15 protein-coding genes and 2 pseudogenes are annotated in these 16,478 nt (G+C 72.2%); 9 read left to right on the forward strand and 8 right to left on the reverse strand.

The window, feature by feature from the left end; translation table 11 throughout:
• Positions 1-62 precede the first annotated feature (62 nt).
• Genes bla through HDC93_RS08270 form a run of 3 tightly spaced genes read left to right on the forward strand, consistent with a single transcriptional unit; the run spans position 63 to position 2,099 of the window.
• A complete protein-coding gene (bla, locus tag HDC93_RS08260; protein WP_185008896.1) occupies positions 63-1,055 on the forward strand; it encodes a class A beta-lactamase in 993 nt (330 codons plus the stop codon).
• Positions 1,052-1,414 carry a DUF952 domain-containing protein gene (locus tag HDC93_RS08265; RefSeq protein WP_185008650.1) on the forward strand — a complete coding sequence of 121 codons (363 nt, stop codon included), beginning with the start codon at positions 1,052-1,054 and terminating at the stop codon, positions 1,412-1,414. The genes bla and HDC93_RS08265 overlap by 4 nt, the downstream gene beginning before the upstream one ends.
• A gap of 4 nt (positions 1,415-1,418) precedes the next feature.
• The gene (locus HDC93_RS08270; RefSeq protein ID WP_311774517.1) at positions 1,419-2,099 is read left to right on the forward strand and encodes a DUF4328 domain-containing protein; all 681 of its coding nucleotides are present in this window, start codon (positions 1,419-1,421) and stop codon (positions 2,097-2,099) included.
• 92 nt (positions 2,100-2,191) lie between these two features.
• On the opposite strand, the gene HDC93_RS08275 is transcribed toward HDC93_RS08270, so the two are convergent.
• Positions 2,192-2,359, reverse strand: coding sequence for a hypothetical protein (locus HDC93_RS08275; protein ID WP_185008652.1), 168 nt, complete (start codon positions 2,357-2,359; stop codon positions 2,192-2,194).
• 301 nt (positions 2,360-2,660) lie between these two features.
• Between HDC93_RS08275 and HDC93_RS08280 the strand changes: the two genes are divergently transcribed.
• Positions 2,661-3,650 carry a cytochrome c oxidase assembly protein gene (locus HDC93_RS08280; protein WP_398984243.1) on the forward strand — a complete coding sequence of 330 codons (990 nt, stop codon included), beginning with the start codon at positions 2,661-2,663 and terminating at the stop codon, positions 3,648-3,650.
• 415 nt (positions 3,651-4,065) lie between these two features.
• Here HDC93_RS08280 and pip read toward each other — a convergent pair whose 3' ends face one another.
• Positions 4,066-5,040, reverse strand: a complete 975-nt coding sequence (gene pip / locus HDC93_RS08285) for a prolyl aminopeptidase (RefSeq protein WP_185008654.1) — start codon at positions 5,038-5,040, stop codon at positions 4,066-4,068.
• A gap of 99 nt (positions 5,041-5,139) precedes the next feature.
• Between pip and HDC93_RS08290 the strand changes: the two genes are divergently transcribed.
• Positions 5,140-6,345, forward strand: coding sequence for a helix-turn-helix domain-containing protein (locus HDC93_RS08290; protein WP_185008656.1), 1,206 nt, complete (start codon positions 5,140-5,142; stop codon positions 6,343-6,345).
• Between the two features lie 125 nt (positions 6,346-6,470).
• Positions 6,471-6,862 (forward strand): annotated as a pseudogene (locus HDC93_RS38220) (ATP-binding protein); the annotation flags it as partial.
• Positions 6,863-7,130: 268 nt separating this feature from the next.
• Here HDC93_RS38220 and HDC93_RS08295 read toward each other — a convergent pair.
• Positions 7,131-8,114 carry a LacI family DNA-binding transcriptional regulator gene (locus tag HDC93_RS08295; RefSeq protein WP_185008903.1) on the reverse strand — a complete coding sequence of 328 codons (984 nt, stop codon included), beginning with the start codon at positions 8,112-8,114 and terminating at the stop codon, positions 7,131-7,133.
• Positions 8,115-8,438: 324 nt separating this feature from the next.
• On the opposite strand from HDC93_RS08295, the gene HDC93_RS08300 reads away from it, so the two are divergent.
• On the forward strand, positions 8,439-10,493 hold the full coding sequence (locus HDC93_RS08300; protein WP_185008658.1) for a glycoside hydrolase: 2,055 nt from the start codon (positions 8,439-8,441) through the stop codon (positions 10,491-10,493).
• A 272-nt stretch (positions 10,494-10,765) separates the two neighbouring features.
• Here the strand turns inward: HDC93_RS08300 and HDC93_RS08305 are convergent, their stop codons facing one another.
• Positions 10,766-12,214 carry a DEAD/DEAH box helicase gene (locus HDC93_RS08305; protein ID WP_185008660.1) on the reverse strand — a complete coding sequence of 483 codons (1,449 nt, stop codon included), beginning with the start codon at positions 12,212-12,214 and terminating at the stop codon, positions 10,766-10,768.
• 151 nt (positions 12,215-12,365) lie between these two features.
• Entirely contained in the window at positions 12,366-12,569 is a 204-nt protein-coding gene (locus tag HDC93_RS08310; RefSeq protein ID WP_003991681.1) for a cold-shock protein, read from the reverse strand.
• Between the two features lie 299 nt (positions 12,570-12,868).
• On the opposite strand from HDC93_RS08310, the pseudogene HDC93_RS08315 reads away from it, so the two are divergent.
• Positions 12,869-13,480: pseudogene (locus HDC93_RS08315) on the forward strand (response regulator); the annotation flags it as partial.
• A gap of 9 nt (positions 13,481-13,489) precedes the next feature.
• Here HDC93_RS08315 and HDC93_RS39590 read toward each other — a convergent pair.
• Together HDC93_RS39590 and HDC93_RS08325 are read right to left on the reverse strand one after the other, a co-directional pair.
• Positions 13,490-13,750, reverse strand: coding sequence for a hypothetical protein (locus HDC93_RS39590; RefSeq protein WP_398984248.1), 261 nt, complete (start codon positions 13,748-13,750; stop codon positions 13,490-13,492).
• Between the two features lie 23 nt (positions 13,751-13,773).
• Positions 13,774-14,157 (reverse strand): helix-turn-helix transcriptional regulator, encoded by a 384-nt coding sequence (locus HDC93_RS08325; RefSeq protein ID WP_185008664.1) that lies wholly within the window; start codon positions 14,155-14,157, stop codon positions 13,774-13,776.
• 98 nt (positions 14,158-14,255) lie between these two features.
• Here HDC93_RS08325 and HDC93_RS08330 point away from each other — a divergent pair, with 98 nt between their 5' ends.
• Positions 14,256-15,536: an MFS transporter gene (locus HDC93_RS08330; protein WP_185008666.1), complete on the forward strand. Its 1,281-nt coding sequence runs from the start codon at positions 14,256-14,258 to the stop codon at positions 15,534-15,536.
• A 137-nt stretch (positions 15,537-15,673) separates the two neighbouring features.
• Here HDC93_RS08330 and HDC93_RS08335 read toward each other — a convergent pair whose 3' ends face one another.
• Positions 15,674-16,327 (reverse strand): ScbR family autoregulator-binding transcription factor, encoded by a 654-nt coding sequence (locus HDC93_RS08335; RefSeq protein ID WP_185008668.1) that lies wholly within the window; start codon positions 16,325-16,327, stop codon positions 15,674-15,676.
• Positions 16,328-16,478 lie beyond the last annotated feature (151 nt).

Genomic DNA, 16,478 nt, shown 5'->3' on the forward strand with positions numbered 1-16,478 from the left:
ACCGGAGCGTGACGCTCGACCGGAGCGTGCCTCCCGACCGGAGCGTGACGCTCGACCGGAGCGTGCCTCCCGACCGCACACCCCCCTCACGCCGTGCCCTTCTTGCCGCCGCGGCCCTGCTTCCGCTCGCCGCCTGCGGTACGCACGATCGCCCCGCCGATCACGCGAGGCGGCGAAGCCCCACGCCCACCCGTTCGCCGTCGGGCAGGCCCACCGTGCACCGCCCCCGGCTGGCGGACCTGGAGCGCGAGTACGGCGCACGCGTCGGGGTCTACGCCCTCGCGACCGGCACCGGGGCCACGGTCGTGCACCGGGCCGGTGAACGCTTCGCGTTCTGCTCCACGTTCAAGGCGCTGGCCGCGGCGGCGGTCCTGCACCACCGCTCCGCGGGCGGGCTGGACCGCCGTGTCATCTACACCGAGGCAGACCTGCGCTCCACCGCGCCGGTCACCGGCAAGCACGTCGAGACCGGGATGACCCTCCGTCAGCTCTGCGACGCCGCCGTCCGCTTCAGCGACGGCACGGCGGGCAACCTCCTGATGCGCGACATCGGCGGCCCCGCCGGACTCACCGCCTACCTGCGCGGGCTCGGCGACACCACGAGCCGGATGGACCACTACGAGCCCGAACTGCACGCCGTGCCGCCGGACGACCCCGCCGACACCACCACCCCGCAGGCCATCGCCACCGACTTCCGCGACCTGCTCCTGGGCACCGCCCTGCCCGTTCGCGAACGCCGGCTCCTCATGGACTGGCTCTCGCGCAACGCCACCGCCGCCGGCGCCCGCCGCATCCGGGCCGGGCTCCCCGTGGACTGGAAGGTGGCCGACAAGACCGGCACCGGCGACTACGGCAGGGCCAACGACATCGCGGTCGTCCACCCGCCCCGCACCGGGCCGCTCGTCCTGGCCGTCATGACCGACCGGCCGGGCCGTGACGCCGAGCCCTCCGACGCCCTGATCGCCGAGGCGACGCGGCGGACCGTCGCCGCCCTGAAGCTCCCGGGGCTCCCGGGGCTCCCCGGGCGCCCGTCGCCGTCTATAACGGGGCCATGATCTATCACGTCGTACCGCGCACCGTCTGGACCACCGCCACCGGCCCCGCCTACGCGCCCGACTCCCTCGCCGGGGAGGGCTTCGTGCACTGCTCCCCGGACGTGGCGACCACGCTGGCCGTCGTCAACGCCTTCTACCGGGACGCGCCCGGGCCCCTGCTGGTACTCGCCCTCGACGAGGCGCGGCTCACCGCCCGGGTGGAGTGGGAGGCGGCGGCTCCCGCCCCGCCGCCCGGGGTCTGCGGGGACACCCTCTTCCCGCACGTCTTCGGCCCCCTCGACCGGGACGCCGTCGACCACGTCCTCGAGGTGCGGTTCGACGAGGAGGGACGGGCCTCGGAGTTGCGTACGGCAGGATGACCCGGTGATCGAACAGAATTCCACACCGGCCGCCCCCGGCCCCGTCCTGCGCCCCGTCCGGGGATCCGCCCGCTGCGCCATCGCGGCCCTCGCTCTGGCCGCCGTCGCCTGGGCGGCCCGGGCGGTCTGGCACCTCCGGCTCTCCGCCGCGGGGGAGCCGGCGTCCGGCCCGCCCGACCAGGGCGACGGCGTGCACCGACCGCTGAACGCGCTGGAGGACTCCTACCACCTGGTCGCCTCCCTGGGCAGCGCCGTCACGGCCGTCTGCGTGCTCGCGTTCCTGTTCTGGCTGGATCAAGTGCGGGCCAACGCCAAGGCCTTGTCGGGCACGGCCCCGCGCTACGGTTACCCCTGGCTCTGGCTGGGCTGGATCGTGCCCGTCGTGAACCTGTGGATACCCCGGGGCGTCGTCGCGGACGTCCACCGCTCGGTCTTCCCCGAGCGGCCGCTGCCCGCCGTCGTGAACTGGTGGTGGGGCCTGTGGCTGGCCGGTCTGGCCGGCGGCGTGGGGATCATCTACGCCGACGACACGGACGAGGTCATCGCCCGTGCCTACAGCGAGGTCCTGCCGCTGCTCGCCGCCGACCTGGTGATCGTGGCCGCGGCCGTGGCCGCCGCCCTCATGGTGCACACGCTCACGACGGCCCAGCAGCGGCGCGTGGACGAACCGGCCCCGGCGGCATAGGGCTCGGCCCGGCGGAATGGCGCCCGATCCCGGCGTCACAGGGATCGGCCCCGGCGGAACAGCGCCCGGCCCCGGCCGCACAGGACCCGGCCCTACCGCGGTTCCCGGCGTGGCCGGTACACCGACGCGACGAACGAGGCGGTCACCCGCAACGGCTCCGCCATCTCCGCCACCAGGCCGCGCAGTTCCGCCGCGTCGACGTGACGCGCGGCCGGACTCATGGCCACCAGGGCGGCGACCTCCCCGGCCGTGAGGCTCATGGCGTACTCCAGCGGCTCGGCGCGCTCGCGCCGGAAGTGCGCCCCCTCACCGCGGCGTCAGAGGAAGCAGTGAGGCAGGGCGTTGCATGCCAGTGCCATACGGCCAGGCTACCCGGCGCCGCCGAACGTCACGACGAGCCGCCCGGCCGAGGCGAACGACCAGCGCGGGGCACCGGCGCAGGAGGAGCAGCGGGAGCCGTTCGAGCCGGCCGCCCGCACAGGCACGAACAGTTCCGGGTGCTGTCCGGCGCCCGCCCACCCTGCCGTCGTCCGCAGGAACTTCGGCGGCTATCGTCCGCTCGTGAGTGAACTGTCGGCTGTGTACCTGCCGGAGGCGACCGCCGGACGGCTGCTGGGATCGTGGCAGTGGGACGTCCCCGCCCTGCTGCTCGTCGCCGTGCTGGGCGGGCTCTACGGCTGGGGTGTGGTCCGGGTGCGCCGGCGGGGCGGGTCCTGGCCGCCGGCCCGCCTCGCCGCTTTCGTGCTGCTCGGGCTCGGCGCGATCGTCGTGACCACGATGTCCGGCCTGGCCGTCTACGACCGTGAACTGTTCTGGCCGGCCGCCGTGCAGAACGTCGGGCTCGACCTGCTCGCGCCGCTGGGCCTCGCCCTGGGCGACCCGCTGCGGCTCGCGGTGGAGGCACTGCCGGAGAGTGGCGCGGCCCGGGTGCGGCGGGTGCTGACCGGCCGGATCGTCGGACTGCTGACGTTCCCCCTCGTCAGCACGGTCCTGGTGCCGGCCACCGAACTGACCGTCTACTTCACGCCGTACTTCGCCACCGCGCTGCGCGTGGGGTGGCTGCACGAGCTGATGTACCTCCATCTGCTGGCGGCCGGCTGCCTGTTCGTGCTGCCGGTGCTCACCCGCGAGCAGGCCCTGCCCGCCTGGTGCACCCACCCGGTCCGGGCGGCCCTGGTCTTCCTGGACGGGATCGTCGACGCGCTCCCGGGGCTGGTGGTCATGACGCACGGCACCCTGATCGCGGGCGCCTGGTACCTGCACCACGCGCCGCCCGGCTCCGACGTCCACCACGACCAGCGGCTCGGCGGAGGCGCCATGCTGGGCATCGCCGAACTGGTCGCGATCCCCTTCCTGCTGACGGTCCTCGCGCAGTGGGCGCGGGCCGAGCGCGACGGGACGGCCGCGATGGACCGGCGTCTCGACGCCGAACTCGCCCCCGCCGCCCCGGTCGTCGCCGCGGACGGGACCGCCGGACTGGTCCGGCCGTGGTGGGAGACCGAGCAGGGCGAGGTGGCTGAGCGGGTGCGGAGGCAGCGGCCGGGTGACTGACCCGGGGGCCCTCGGGCACGGGTCGGCGGTGTCCGTCCGTCACCCCCTCCGGTGCCGGTCGGCGGCTGCCGTCCGCCGCCCTCCGGTCCATGCTCGGGCGGGCCTTGGACAGGACGGGCTCCACCGAGGTCGGTGTGGCCGACGGGGCGCGGGTCCTGTCGTTCGTTGAAGATTTCAGTTCATGGGGCGGGGGGGGACGATGCGCGTTTGTAGCCGTATCAAGACGTGATCTCCCCGGTACCCGGCGGTAGTTGCGGGTGTTGTTCACTCACGGAGCAACCTTGGAGGCGGTCGCCGGAGGGGTGGAGGAGGCCATGAGGGGCTCGTTTGTCACCCGGGGTGAGGACGGCCTGGCCCGCTGGCGGCGGCTGACGGGGACGGCAACCGGCACCGACGCGCCCGTGCCCCCGGCCCGTCACGTTCGTCCGTCACGCCCCCGGAACCGGTCCGTGGCCGCCAGTACCGCCGCCGTCGTGGAGGCGCCCGACAGACCGTGTCCCTCGTCGCCGATCAGCACGAGCTCCGCGTCCGGCCACGCCTGGGCCAGCCGCCACGCGATGTCCACGGGCGAGCTGATGTCCATCCGGCCGTGGATCATCACGCCCGGGATGCCGGCCAGCCTCCCGGCGTCGCGCAGCAGCGCCCCGTCGTCCAGGAAGGCGGCGTGCCGCCAGTAGTGCGTGACGAGTCGGGCGAAGCGCATCCGGAAGAGCGGGTCGTCGTAGCGGGGGTCGGGCCGGTGCCCGGGATGGGTGGAGACGTGCACGTCCTCCCACCGGCACCACTCCCGCGCGGCCCGTTCCCGTACGGCCGGATCGGGGTCGGCGAGCATCCGGGCGTAGGCGTCCACCAGGCTCCCGTCGCGCTCGGACTCCGGTACGGCGTCCCGGAACCGGGCCCACTCCGCGGGGAAGATCCGCCCCATGTCCCGGGTCACCCACTCCACCTCGCGCCGCGTGGTGCTGGTGACGCTGAACAGGACCAGCTCGGACACGCAACCGGGGTGCTGCTCGGCGTAGGCCGCTGCGAGGGTCACGCCCCAGGAACCGCCGAGGACCAGCCACTCCTCGATGCCTAGGTGCCGCCGCAACCGCTCGGCGTCGGCGATGAGACGGTGCGTGGTGTTGGCGGCGAGCGAGGTCCGCGGATCGGCGGCGTCGGGCGTGCTCCGCCCGCACCCGCGCTGGTCGAGGAGCACGATGCGGTACGCCGCCGGGTCGAACAGCCGGCGCCAGAACGGCCCCGCCCCCGACCCGGGACCGCCGTGCAGCACGAGGGCGGGCTTGCCCGCCGGGTTGCCGCAGGTCTCCCAGTACACGCGGTTGCCGTCGCCGACGTCGAGCATGCCGTGCGCGTACGGCTCGATACCGGCGGGATAGAGCTCGGGCATGCGGGAGGTCCTCTCCGACTGCCCCGGGCGGCAGGGCAGTTGCTTGATCTGTCACAGAGTCGCCAGGTGCCCCACCCTAGGGCGGCGTACCGTGGCACGGTGGCAAACGAAGACCTGGGACGGACCCTGCGCCGCCTGCGCCGTCTGGCCTCCTTGACGCAAGAGGAACTCGCTGAACGCTCCGGCGTGTCCGTCGATGTGATCCGTCAGCTGGAGCAAGGACGCAAGCACTCGGCACGCCTCCCTACGCTGCACGCGCTGGCCAATGGTCTGGGCGTGGAACTCACCACGCTCTTGGGCGACCCGCCCGCGGTCTCCGCCTCGGGTGAGAACGACGGGCCACGCTTCGTCGCCGTACGCCGTGCCATCATGCCCGTGCTCTGGGGGCCGGAGCCGGAGCCGCCAGGGCCGGACTTCTCGCTGGAGCGGCTGCGTGAACAGATCGCGGACGGCTGGACGCAGTACCACGCGGCTGAGTTCGACACGGTGATGAAGGCGCTGCCCGACCTGATCTCGGATGCGCGTACCGTTACTGCCTCGACAAGGGACGAGGACCGCCGGGCTGGTTACGCCGCTCTCGGCAAGGCACTTCAGCTGGCCGGACACGTCGCCGTACGGATGGGCAAGACCGACCTCGCCCTGACGAGCCTGGAGCGCGCCATACAGGCCGCGGAACAGTCCTCCGAACCGCTGCTCGTGCCGATGATCGTCAACTCCACGGCGTGGACCTATCAGCGGCAGGGGCGCCTTGAGGATGCGCTGAGCATCGCGGTACGGGCCGCTGCCGACATCGCGGACGCCGAGACGGCCGACGGACTGAAGGTGTGGGGAGCGCTGATCATGAGCGCCGCCACGTCAGCCGCCCGAAGCGGCGACTACGAGCGTGCGGCATGCATGATGGAGACGGCGGAGAAGGAAGCCGCGCGTGTGGTGAAGCTGCCCGACGGCGGCGACCACCGCATGGTCAGCGTCTTCAGCCCGTCGTCGGTCCGCATCGAGCGCGTCCGGCTGGCCGTCCAGTACGGCCGTCCTCACGACGCCCTGGCGCTGGCCAACGGCATGCGGCTGAGCAAGGACACCCCACCGTCCTGGCGAACTTGGCTGCAGCTGGACGTTGCCAGGGCCCATACGGACACGGGGGACGCAGCCGGGGCGGTGAAGACCTTGGAGTCACTGCGCCGGGTGGCGCCGACGTGGATGCAGCACCACACGTTGGCCGTGGCCATCGTGCGCGACTTGTGGGCGCTCCCCAACCATCCGCCGGGACTGCGCCCGTTGGCGGAGTTCCTGGGAATCGTCGAGTAGCGTGGAAAAAGTGGGACGTTGCGCCCCTGTCGGCGTCCACGGCATGCCGCTTACATGACGGTCAGTGCCCCGGAGACCGTGCGAAACGGTCCCGGGGCTCGGCCGATCCGAGAGAGCAGACCGACATGCCGCAACCTGCCACGCGCTCGCGTTCCACTGGCTGTCCCGGCTACAGCGAGACGCTTCCGCGCATGCCGGAGAGCGTCGGCACGGCCCGGCGCCTGGTACGCGTCGCGCCGGCCGCCTGGAGTCTGGACGACCTTGGGGACGACGGCGTGCTGATCGTTTCCGAGTGGGTGTCCAACGCTGTTCAGCACGCGCACAGCCGTTCCATCCGAGTGGCGGTCAGCCGTCCCGAGATCGTGCGGGTGCGCATCGGCGTCGTCGACAAGTCCAGACGGTTACCGGAGGTGAGGGAGCCGAGGACGGGCGTGGCCTGGCGCTCGTGGGTGCGCTGGCGAAGGACTGGGGGACTGACCGACTGCCGTGGGGTAAACGGGTGTGGGCGGAGCTGCGCGGGGAGCTGCGCGGGGAGCTGCGCGGACGACCGGCACGAGGAGCCCCTGGGTCGGCGACTTGGTCCGTGACGAGGCCAATGACCGGCTCGGTGTCGTCACGGATGTCCTCGCCGGTGTGATCTGGGTGCTGCGTCCCGAGTGCGGACCCGGTCGGTGGACGTCACGGCAACCGGAGCGACTGACCATGGTGACGCCGAGGGCGCAAAGAAGCGCGTAGAAGCCCGGCATGGCTCGCCGGGCCTCGGCCTTCCTCGCGGCCCGCGCGCTTCAGCTCCGCCGCGCCGTACTCGCCCGCCGCACCAACCGCGTGGGCACCAGCGTCGTCCCGTGCTCGGCCCCGTCCTCCCGCATCTTGCGGAGCACCCCCTCGACGCACAGCCGCCCCACCTCGGCGAAGTCCTGGTGGATCGTGGTCAGGGGTGGCAGGAAGGACGCGGACTCGGGGATGTCGTCGAAGCCGATGACGCTGACGTCGCCGGGGACGCGGCGGCCGCGTTCGTGCAGGGCGCGGAGCAGGCCGAGGGCCATCTGGTCGTTGGCCGTGAACACCGCCGTGCAGTCCGGCTCGTCGGCGAGGAGGAGGCCCGCCCGGTAGCCGGATTCGGCCGACCAGTCGCCGCGCACCAGGGGCGGCGTCACCCGGCCCGCGGCACTCAGGGTGTCGCGCCAGGCGTTGGCGCGGCGCTGGGCGGCGAAGGAGCCCTCCGGCCCGGCCAGGTGCCACACCGTGTCGTGGCCGAGGTCCAGCAGATGCCGTACGGCGTCACGGGCGCCGCCCGCCTGGTCGGTGTCGACGACGGTGTAGCGGTCGCCGGCGTCGGAATCGGCCACCACGACCTGCACGCCGGGCGGCAGGGAAACCGTCGCCGCGTCGAGCAGGTGGATCTCCATGATGACGATGACGGCGTCCACGGCGAGCTCGCCCAGCCGGGAGAAGGCGCCGTTCACCTCGTCCTGGGTGGGGACGGCCACGGGCAGCAGGGTGACGGCGTACCCGTGCTCGGCGGCGGAGGTGGCGATGGCCTCCAGGGTGCGGATGTTGCCCATGGTGGACAGGGAGAACGTGATCACGCCGAGGGTGCGGAACTCGCCCCGGCGCAGCGCCCGGGCCGCGCTGTTGGGGCGGTAGCCCAGCTCCCGCATGGCGGCCAGGACCTGCGCGCGGGTGTCCTCGGTGACGCCCGGGAAGCCGTTCGAGACGCGGGAGACGGTCTGCGACGAGACCCCGGCGAGCTGGGCGACGTCCGCCATGGACGCGCCCTGGCGGGGCCGGGCCGCACGCCGTCTCGTACGGCTCGCGCCCCCCGGCTGGCTCTCGCCGTCCACGGTGCCCACCTGCCCCTCGTTCCCCTCGCCGCGCACCCGGCGCAATTTTCGGTCCGGAACGAGTCCTTGACCCCTGAGATTCGGACAGTGTAGACATCCCGCCAGTGGATGTTTACGTAAACATTGCCTAGCCGAAATCGTACGAGAAGGCGCCGAATCCGCACCAGTCGCACCACGTAGGCCCCGATCTCCGCGTCCGCCGGGAGCCCTCGTCACCGCGCGGCACGCAGAAGAGCTGGAGTACTCGAGATGGCACACCGCACCCGCAAGAGAAGGCTCCTCGGGGCCATCGGCGTCACCGCCGTGGCGACCGGAACCCTCCTGGCCACGACGACCCTGCCCGCCGCGCACGCCGAGCCGGCCCGGGCCGCGGCCGCCGGCGTCACCGTCCGGCCCGACCCGTCCTACTCGGGCGACACGTTCGAGGGCTGGGGCACGAGCCTGGTCTGGTTCGCCAACGCCACCGGCGACTACCCGCCCGCGGTCCGCGAGAAGCTCTACAAGCTCCTCTTCGGCGACGACGGCCTCAACCTGAACATCGCCCGCTACAACATCGGCGGCGGCAACGCCCCCGACGTCAAGGACTACCTGCGGGCCGGCGGCGCGGTCGAGGGCTGGTGGAAGGCCCCGGCGGGCACCACCCGCGAGGACGTCGACTGGTGGGACGCGGACGACCCGGCCGACTGGAACAGACACGCGGACAAGACGCAGCGCTGGTGGGTCGACCGCATCAAGAAGGACATCACCCACTGGGAGACCTTCAGCAACTCCCCGCCCTGGTTCATGACCGAGAGCGGCTACGTCTCCGGCAACTTCGACGCCGGCAAGGACCAGCTCAAGACCGACTCCGTCGACGACTTCGCCAAGTACCTGGTGGGCGCGACCGAGCGGCTGGAGAAGGCGCACGGCATCAAGGTCGACACGCTCGACCCGTTCAACGAGCCGAACACCAACTACTGGGGCACCAAGCTCGGCCCGGACGGCGAGCCGACCGGCGGACGCCAGGAGGGCGCCCACATCGGCCCCGAGCTCCAGCAGAAGGTGATCCGCGCACTGGCCCCCGTCCTGGAGAAGTCCCGCTCGCACGCGGAGATCTCCGCGATGGACGAGACCAACCCCGGCACCTTCGCGACGAACTGGAACTCCTACCCCCAGGAGGTCCGTGACCTGGTCGCCCAGATGAACGTCCACACCTACGGCACCGGCCAGCGCACCACCGTCCGCGACCTGGCCAAGGCCGCCGACAAGCCGCTGTGGATGAGCGAGGTCGAGGGCGACTGGGGCGACGGCCAGAGCTTCACGGACATGCGGCCCGGCCTGGGCCTCGCCCAGCGCATGGTCGACGACCTGCGCGAACTGGAGCCCAAGGCCTGGGTGTTCTGGCAGCCCGTCGAGGACTACGACAACATGAAGCCGGGCGGCGAGTCCGCCAAGGGCGGCAACTGGGGCGAGATCCAGCTCCCGTTCAGCTGCACCGCGAAGGACACCCTGAAGTCCTGCCCGATCTACACCAACACGAAGTTCGACACGGCCCGCAACTTCACGCACTACATCAAGCCCGGCGACCGGCTGATCAAGACGGACGACACGTCCAGCACCGCGGCGGTCTCCCGCAAGGGCGACGCGGCGACCGTCGTCCACGTCAACAGCACGACCGAGGCGCGTGACGTCACCCTCGACCTCTCCAAGTTCGGCCGGGTCTCCTCCCGCGCCACGGTCACCCCGGTGGTGACCAGCGCCGACGGCAAGCTGGAGAAGCACAAGTCCGTCCGCGTCACCGGCAAGCAGGCCACGCTCACGGTGCCCGCGCAGTCGGTGACGTCCTTCCTGGTCAAGGGCGTCTCGGGGGTCGCGAAGGACGCGGCCGAGCTGCGCAGGGGCCACACCTACCGCCTGACCGGCGTCCAGAGCGGCAAGGACCTCACCATCGCCGGCAACGGCACGGGCCTGGTCATCAGGACCCCGAACACGACCGACCCCAGCGGGCAGCGGTGGCGGGTGGAGCAGATCCGCGGTGAGGACAACCGCAAGCGCTACGTCCTCACCGAGACCGGCGCGGACAAGCGCCTGGCCATCCGTGACGGCGCCCTGGTCGCCGAACCCGACGTGGGCCGCCGCGACGACGCCGCCCAGTGGATCGCGTCCTCGACCGGAGACGGTTCATGGACGCTCGTGAACGTGGCGACCGGCCAACTCCCGGATGTCGGCGGCCAGTCCACGAACGACGGCGCCTTGGTGGGCGTCTGGCAGCCGAACTCCGGATCCAACCAGCGGTGGAAGGTCACGGAGGTGGCGGGCGACTGACCCTCCTTCGGCCTCCCGCCCCCGACGCCCCCGGCACCGCGGCCTCCTGTCGGTCGCGGCGCGGGGGGCGTCGTGGGTCATGCGTCACCCGGCTCCCGCATCGCGGTCCGGTCCGACGGCCTGCTCGTGGTCGCGGAGACGGGAGCGGCCGCGTCATCGGCGTCGACACGGCCGACACGGTCAGCGTGCTCGCCGAGGGCGCCTGGACCACGTCGAACGGGGAGGGCACGGTGCCGCGGCCGGCCCCGAAGCCGTCGGGCCCGGGGGCCTGTTCAGCGGCGGCGGCCCCGGGACGGCCTGCTCCGCCGTCCGCTGGAGGCGGAAGCCGTGCGCGCCGGAGGCTTCTCGGCGGGCGGCGGGGTGAGGACGACGGGCACGCCCGACGGCTCCTGCGCCCCGGTGATGCGGCTCAGTTCGTCCTCGTCCGAGCGGACCCGGGTGACCTGAGGGGTGATCCCGGCGTCGGCCATCAGCCGGGTCATCTCACGCCGCTGGTGCGGCAGGACCAGCGTGACGACGGTGCCGGACTCGCCGGCCCGCGCGGTACGGCCGCCGCGGTGCAGGTAGTCCTTGTGGTCGCCGGGCGGGTCCACGTTGACGACGAGGTCGAGGTTGTCGACGTGGATGCCGCGGGCGGCGACGTTGGTGGCCACCAGGACCGTGACCTGACCGTCCTTGAAACGGGCCAGGGTCTTGGTCCGCTGCGACTGGGACTTGCCGCCGTGCAGGGCCATGGCGCGCACCCCGACGGCGAGCAGCTTCTTGGCCAGCCGGTCGGCGGCGTGCTTGGTGTCCAGGAACATGATCACGCGTCCGTCGCGGGCGGCGATCCGGGTCGTGGTGGCGTGCTTGTCGTCGTCCTCCACGTGCAGCAGGTGGTGCTCCATCGTGGTGACCGCGCCCGCGGACGGGTCGACGGAGTGCACCACCGGGTCGTGCAGGTAGGTGCGGACCAGGCGGTCGACGTTGCGGTCCAGGGTGGCGGAGAACAGCATCCGCTGGCCGCCGGGGCGCACCTGGTCGAGCAGGGCGGTGACCTGCGGCATGAAGCCCATGTCGGTCATCTGGTCGGCCTCGTCGAGGACGGTGATGTCGACGTGGTCCAGGCGGCAGTCGCCTCGGTCTATGAGGTCCTTGAGGCGTCCGGGCGTCGCGACGACGACCTCGGCGCCGGTGCGCAGCGCGTTCGCCTGCCGGCCGATCGGCATGCCGCCGACCACCGTGGCGAGCCGCAGCCGCAGCGCGCGGGCGAACGGGGTGAGGGCGTCGGTGACCTGCTGGGCCAGCTCGCGGGTGGGCACCAGGACGAGGGCGAGCGGCTGCCGGGCCTCGGCCCGCCGTCCGTCGACGCGGGCCAGCAGCGCGAGCCCGAAGGCCAGGGTCTTGCCGGAGCCGGTGCGGCCACGGCCGAGCACGTCCCGGCCGGCCAGGGAGTTCGGCAGGGTCGCCGCCTGGATCGGGAACGGCGCGGTCAGGCCCTCGGCGCGCAGCGCGGCCAGCAGTCGCTCGGGCAGGTCGAGCTCGTCGAACGCCTCGACGGCCGGCAGCGCCGGGGTGACGGTGGCCGGCGGTGCGAATTCGCCGCTGGGGGCGGGGCGGCGCCCGCCGCGGCCGCCGCCCGCCGGACGGGAGGCGGTGCCCGCGCCGCCCGACTTGCGGGAGCGGAACCCGTTGCCGCGGGAGTGGGGGGAGCCGTTGCTCCTGCGAGCCGTGCGGTCCATGTGGAACCTTCCTCGATGCGGCACGCGTCGAGGAATGCGCGACGGCAGGGGAGAGCCGCAGGATTCGCAAGAGTTGAGCCGGATTGGAACAAAACGAGCCGAGGCCCGCACCGCGAGGGTGCGGGCCCCGGTCAGGGCATGCGCGTACGCGTCAGGCGGGAACGATGTTCTCGGCCTGCGGGCCCTTCTGGCCCTGCGTGACGTCGAAGGTGACCTTCTGGCCTTCCTGGAGCTCACGGAAGCCAGAGGTGGCGATGTTCGAGTAGTGGGCGAAGACGTCCGGGCCGCCACCCTCCTGCTCGATGAAGCCGAAGCCCTTTTCCGAGTTGAACCACTTCACGGTGCCGGTAGCCATATGAATCTCCCTTGAGGGCAGTACTCAGGGCCCGCACCTTGCGGACCCGTAGTCGCCGAAATGATCACCCTAAGGAGATCCGAGAATCCTCGGAAACAAAAAGGAGTGCTCGTCGACAAAAGGTCGAAAGAGCACTCGAAGTCTCTGGGAACCAAAACTGCAACGCCAGCCAAGGTAGCACAGGCGGCGTCCGATGGCTCGGGAATCTCGTACCCGAGGTGGAGCCGCCCCTCCGTACGTACTGCGTTCTCAGTACCGGAGAGTGTCGGCAGGCGCACGACGACGGGACAAGCCGCTTCGACTCCTGCGCGGACATGGAGGTGGTCGCGGAGGCCTCCGGCGGCGCCGGAGCGGTCGCCCTGACCTGCAGGTTCCACCCCGACATCGTCCTCATGGACATCCGCATGCCCGGCACCGGAGGCCTGACCGCCACCTCCGAGCTGTGCGCCGACCCGGAGCTGTCCGCCACTCGCGTACTGATCCTGACCACGTTCGAGACGGAGGGCTACGTCGCCCAGGCCCTGCGCGCCGGCGCCAGCGGCTTCCTCGGCAAGGACGTCACCGGCACCCTCCTGTCCGGGCTGCGCACGGTGGCCTCCGGCGAGGCCCTCCTCTCGCCCGTCGCCACCCGCTCCCTCATCACCCGCTTCCTCACGGCATCCGCCTCCGGTGCCGGCCTCGCCCCACCGGAGCGTCTCGCCGATCTGACGGTCCGGGAGCGCGAGGTGATGGCGCTGGCCGCGGAGGGCAGGTCCAACACGGAGATCGCCGAGGACCTCACGCTCAGCCCGCTGACCGTGCGCGCGCACATCCACCGGGCCACGACCAGGCTGCACGCGCGGGACCGCGCGCGGCTGGTCGTGATCGCGTACCGGACGGGGCTGGTCCGGGCCACGCCGCCGGTGACGTGAGCGGGCGGCCTACGGCCTGCCGTAGGCCGCCACCATGATCTTCTCGGCGGTCCGGTTCATGTCCTGGCCCTTGGCGTCGGTGGAGTCGACGCGCGGGTTCGTCCCCGGGAAGGAGGTGTCCCGCAGCCCCAGCGGCCCGAGCACCCGCCGGGGGACCTGACGCTCGTAGGAGTCGTGGGTGACACGTTCGATGAGCGGACCGGCGACGGTGCGGAACGCCCCCGTCTCGCGCGGCCCTACCCCGGAACCGTGGCGGGCCGGCGCCTTCACGTGCCGGGAGAACGAGTCCCGGTTCAGGGCGTGTCAGGCGGCGTCCAGGCCGCCACCAGGTCCACCAGCCCGGGGAACCGGGCGTTGAGGTCGTCCACGCGGACGTGGCTGCGGCGTTCCAGGCCGTACTGGCGCTGGCGGGTGACGCCGGCCTCGCGCAGGGCCCTGAAGTGGTGGGTGAGGGAGGACTTGGGGCGGTCGAGGCCGAACCAGCCGCAGGAGTGGTCGAACGCCTCCGACTCGAGCAGGAGTTTGCGCACGATCCGCAGCCGCAGCGGGTCGCTCAGCGCGCCCAGCACGGTCTCCAGCCGCAGCTCCCCGACCGTCGGCTCGGGCAGCGGTTCCGGCAGGTCTTCCGGCTCCGGCACCACCTTGATGGCCGGCGCCCGTCGAACCGTCGCAGACATAGGCAACTCCCTATAACCGAAATCCTATGTACGAGTTCAATCGTACTGCATGCTAAGTTCGAATGGACTCGTACTTAGTTTGCCGGAGGGAGCAACCCATGTCGGAGAGTCGGACCCTGTCCGCCGAGACGGTGGACGAACAGCAGGCCGCACCGCCGGAGCCGGTCACGCCCGCAGCACCTGAGCGGGCCGCGGCCCGCACGCCCACCTGGTGGGTGTGGCTGGCGGCCTGGCCGGTCACCGCCGTCTTCGTGCTGTCCAACGCGGCGACCCCGCTGTACGTGCTGTGGCAGCGCGACATCGGGTTCTCCAAGGGCACTCTGACCGTCGTCTTCGCGTTCTACATCGTCGGACTGCTCGGCTCGCTGCTCGTGTCGGGCGTCGTCTCCGACCGGCTGGGACGCAAGCCCGTGCTGCTGCCCGCCCTCGCGCTCGCCCTGGCCGCCTGCGCGATCTTCGCGACCGCCACGACGGTCACCGCACTGATCGTCGCCCGGCTGTTCACCGGTATCGCCGTCGGCGCGGTCGTCTCCGCCGGCATGGCCGCCGTGACGGACGTGGCAGGTCCGGAGCGGAAGCGGCTGGCGGCACTGCTGGCCTCCTGCGCGATGGTCTTCGGGGCCGGCCTCGGCCCGCTGCTCGCCGGCCTGCTCTCCGAGACGCTCCCGGCCCCCACCGTCACCGTCTTCGTCGTCGAGGCGGTCCTGCTTCTCACGGCCGTCCTCGCCGTGCTGCGCATGCCGGTACGCCGTCCCGCCGCCCGCGGCAAGGGCGCCTGGGTGCGTGTGCCCGGTGTGCCGCACGGCAACGGCATCCATCTCACCCTGGGCATCGCGGTGTTCGCCCCCGGCATCACCGCCACGTCCTTCGTGCTGTCGCTCGGCCCCACCCTGCTGACCGAACTGCTCGGCACCACCAGTCGGATCGTCGCCGGAGCCATGGCGTTCGTCATGTTCCTCGCCGCCACCGGCGTCCAGTTCGCCGTGCAGAAGCTGCCCCGGCGCACCATCCTGACGGCCGGTGCGATCAGCACCACCCTCAGCATGGCGGCGCTGATCGCCGCCGTGCACACCTCGTCGGTCGCGCTGCTCGTCGCCTCCGCCCTGCTCGCCGGGGCCGGCCAGGGCATGGGCCAGCTCGGCGGCCTGTCGCTGCTCAACTCCACCGTCCCGGCGCAGCGCCTCGCCGAGGCCAACGCCGCGCTGAACGTGGGTGGTTACATCCCGGCCGGCCTCCTTCCGGTGTCCACGGGCTACCTCATGGACGCGGTGGGCCTGCCCACCGGCGCGACCCTCTTCGGCACCGTCCTGATGGGCCTCGCCGTCGTCGGCGGACTCGTCGTGCTCTCCGGCCACCGCCGGATGCCGAAGCCGGCGTGACGGTTCGGCGTGCCGGGACGGCGTCGTGCCGGGTCCCCGGGCGCACCCGTGTGGCGGTGCTCCACGGCTTCGGCCGCGGAACACCGCCACGCACGGGTATGCGCCCCGGGGCCCCGGAGCCGCCTGCGAGGCCCGGGTCAGTGGGCCCGGATGGCGTGAAAGAGCAGCTCGCTCGTCTCCGTCCAGCGCTCCACCACGTCCGCGCGTCCCCTGAGCACGTCCGAGATGTGCTGGGCGCCGAAGAACGCCGAGACCAAGGACCGCGCCGCCGCCTCCGGCGAGACGCCCTCGCGCATCTGCCCCTCCTCCCGCGCCGCGACGAGCAGCGAGGCCAGGAGCTCGGTCCAGTCGACGTACGGCGTCGGCAGATCGGCGTCGATGTGCGGGCGCTCTATCTGCAGACGCGCCCCCGCCTGCACGACGATGTCGTCCCGGAACGACACCGCCGCACCGGCCAGCATCCGCTCCGCCGTCTCCAGCGGCCCGTGCCCCTCCGTCAGAACCTCTTCCAGGAGAGCCGGCCACCGGGCGTAGTGCTCCTCCACCACCGCCACGGCCAGCGCCTCCTTGGAGGGGTAGTGGAAGTAGACCGCGCCCTTCGTCATCTGCATGCGGTCGGCCACGTCCGTGACCGACGTGTGCCGGAACCCCTGCTCGGCGAACAGCTCGGACGCCGCGGTGAGCACCAGCAACCTGGTGCGCGCGGAGCGTTCCTGTTTGGGGTCGGGCCCCCTCCTCGTGACGAACTTCCTCGGCGCGAACGCGGCGATGGCTGGCTGCGGCTCGGACATGCTCGGTTCCTCTGACTCGGCGGCCTCGGCCGGAGCGGGCGGACGTGTTCGGCCGGGGCAGATGGAATCGTTCCGGCCGCACTGGCTCAAAACCATTCTCGGCTCAATACCTTCTGGAAGGTATCTTTTTTCGCGTCGCTTCCCGTGAACG

This window comes from Streptomyces sp. AK010 (assembly GCF_014207295.1).
Taxonomy (GTDB): Bacteria; Actinomycetota; Actinomycetes; order Streptomycetales; family Streptomycetaceae; genus Streptomyces; species Streptomyces massasporeus.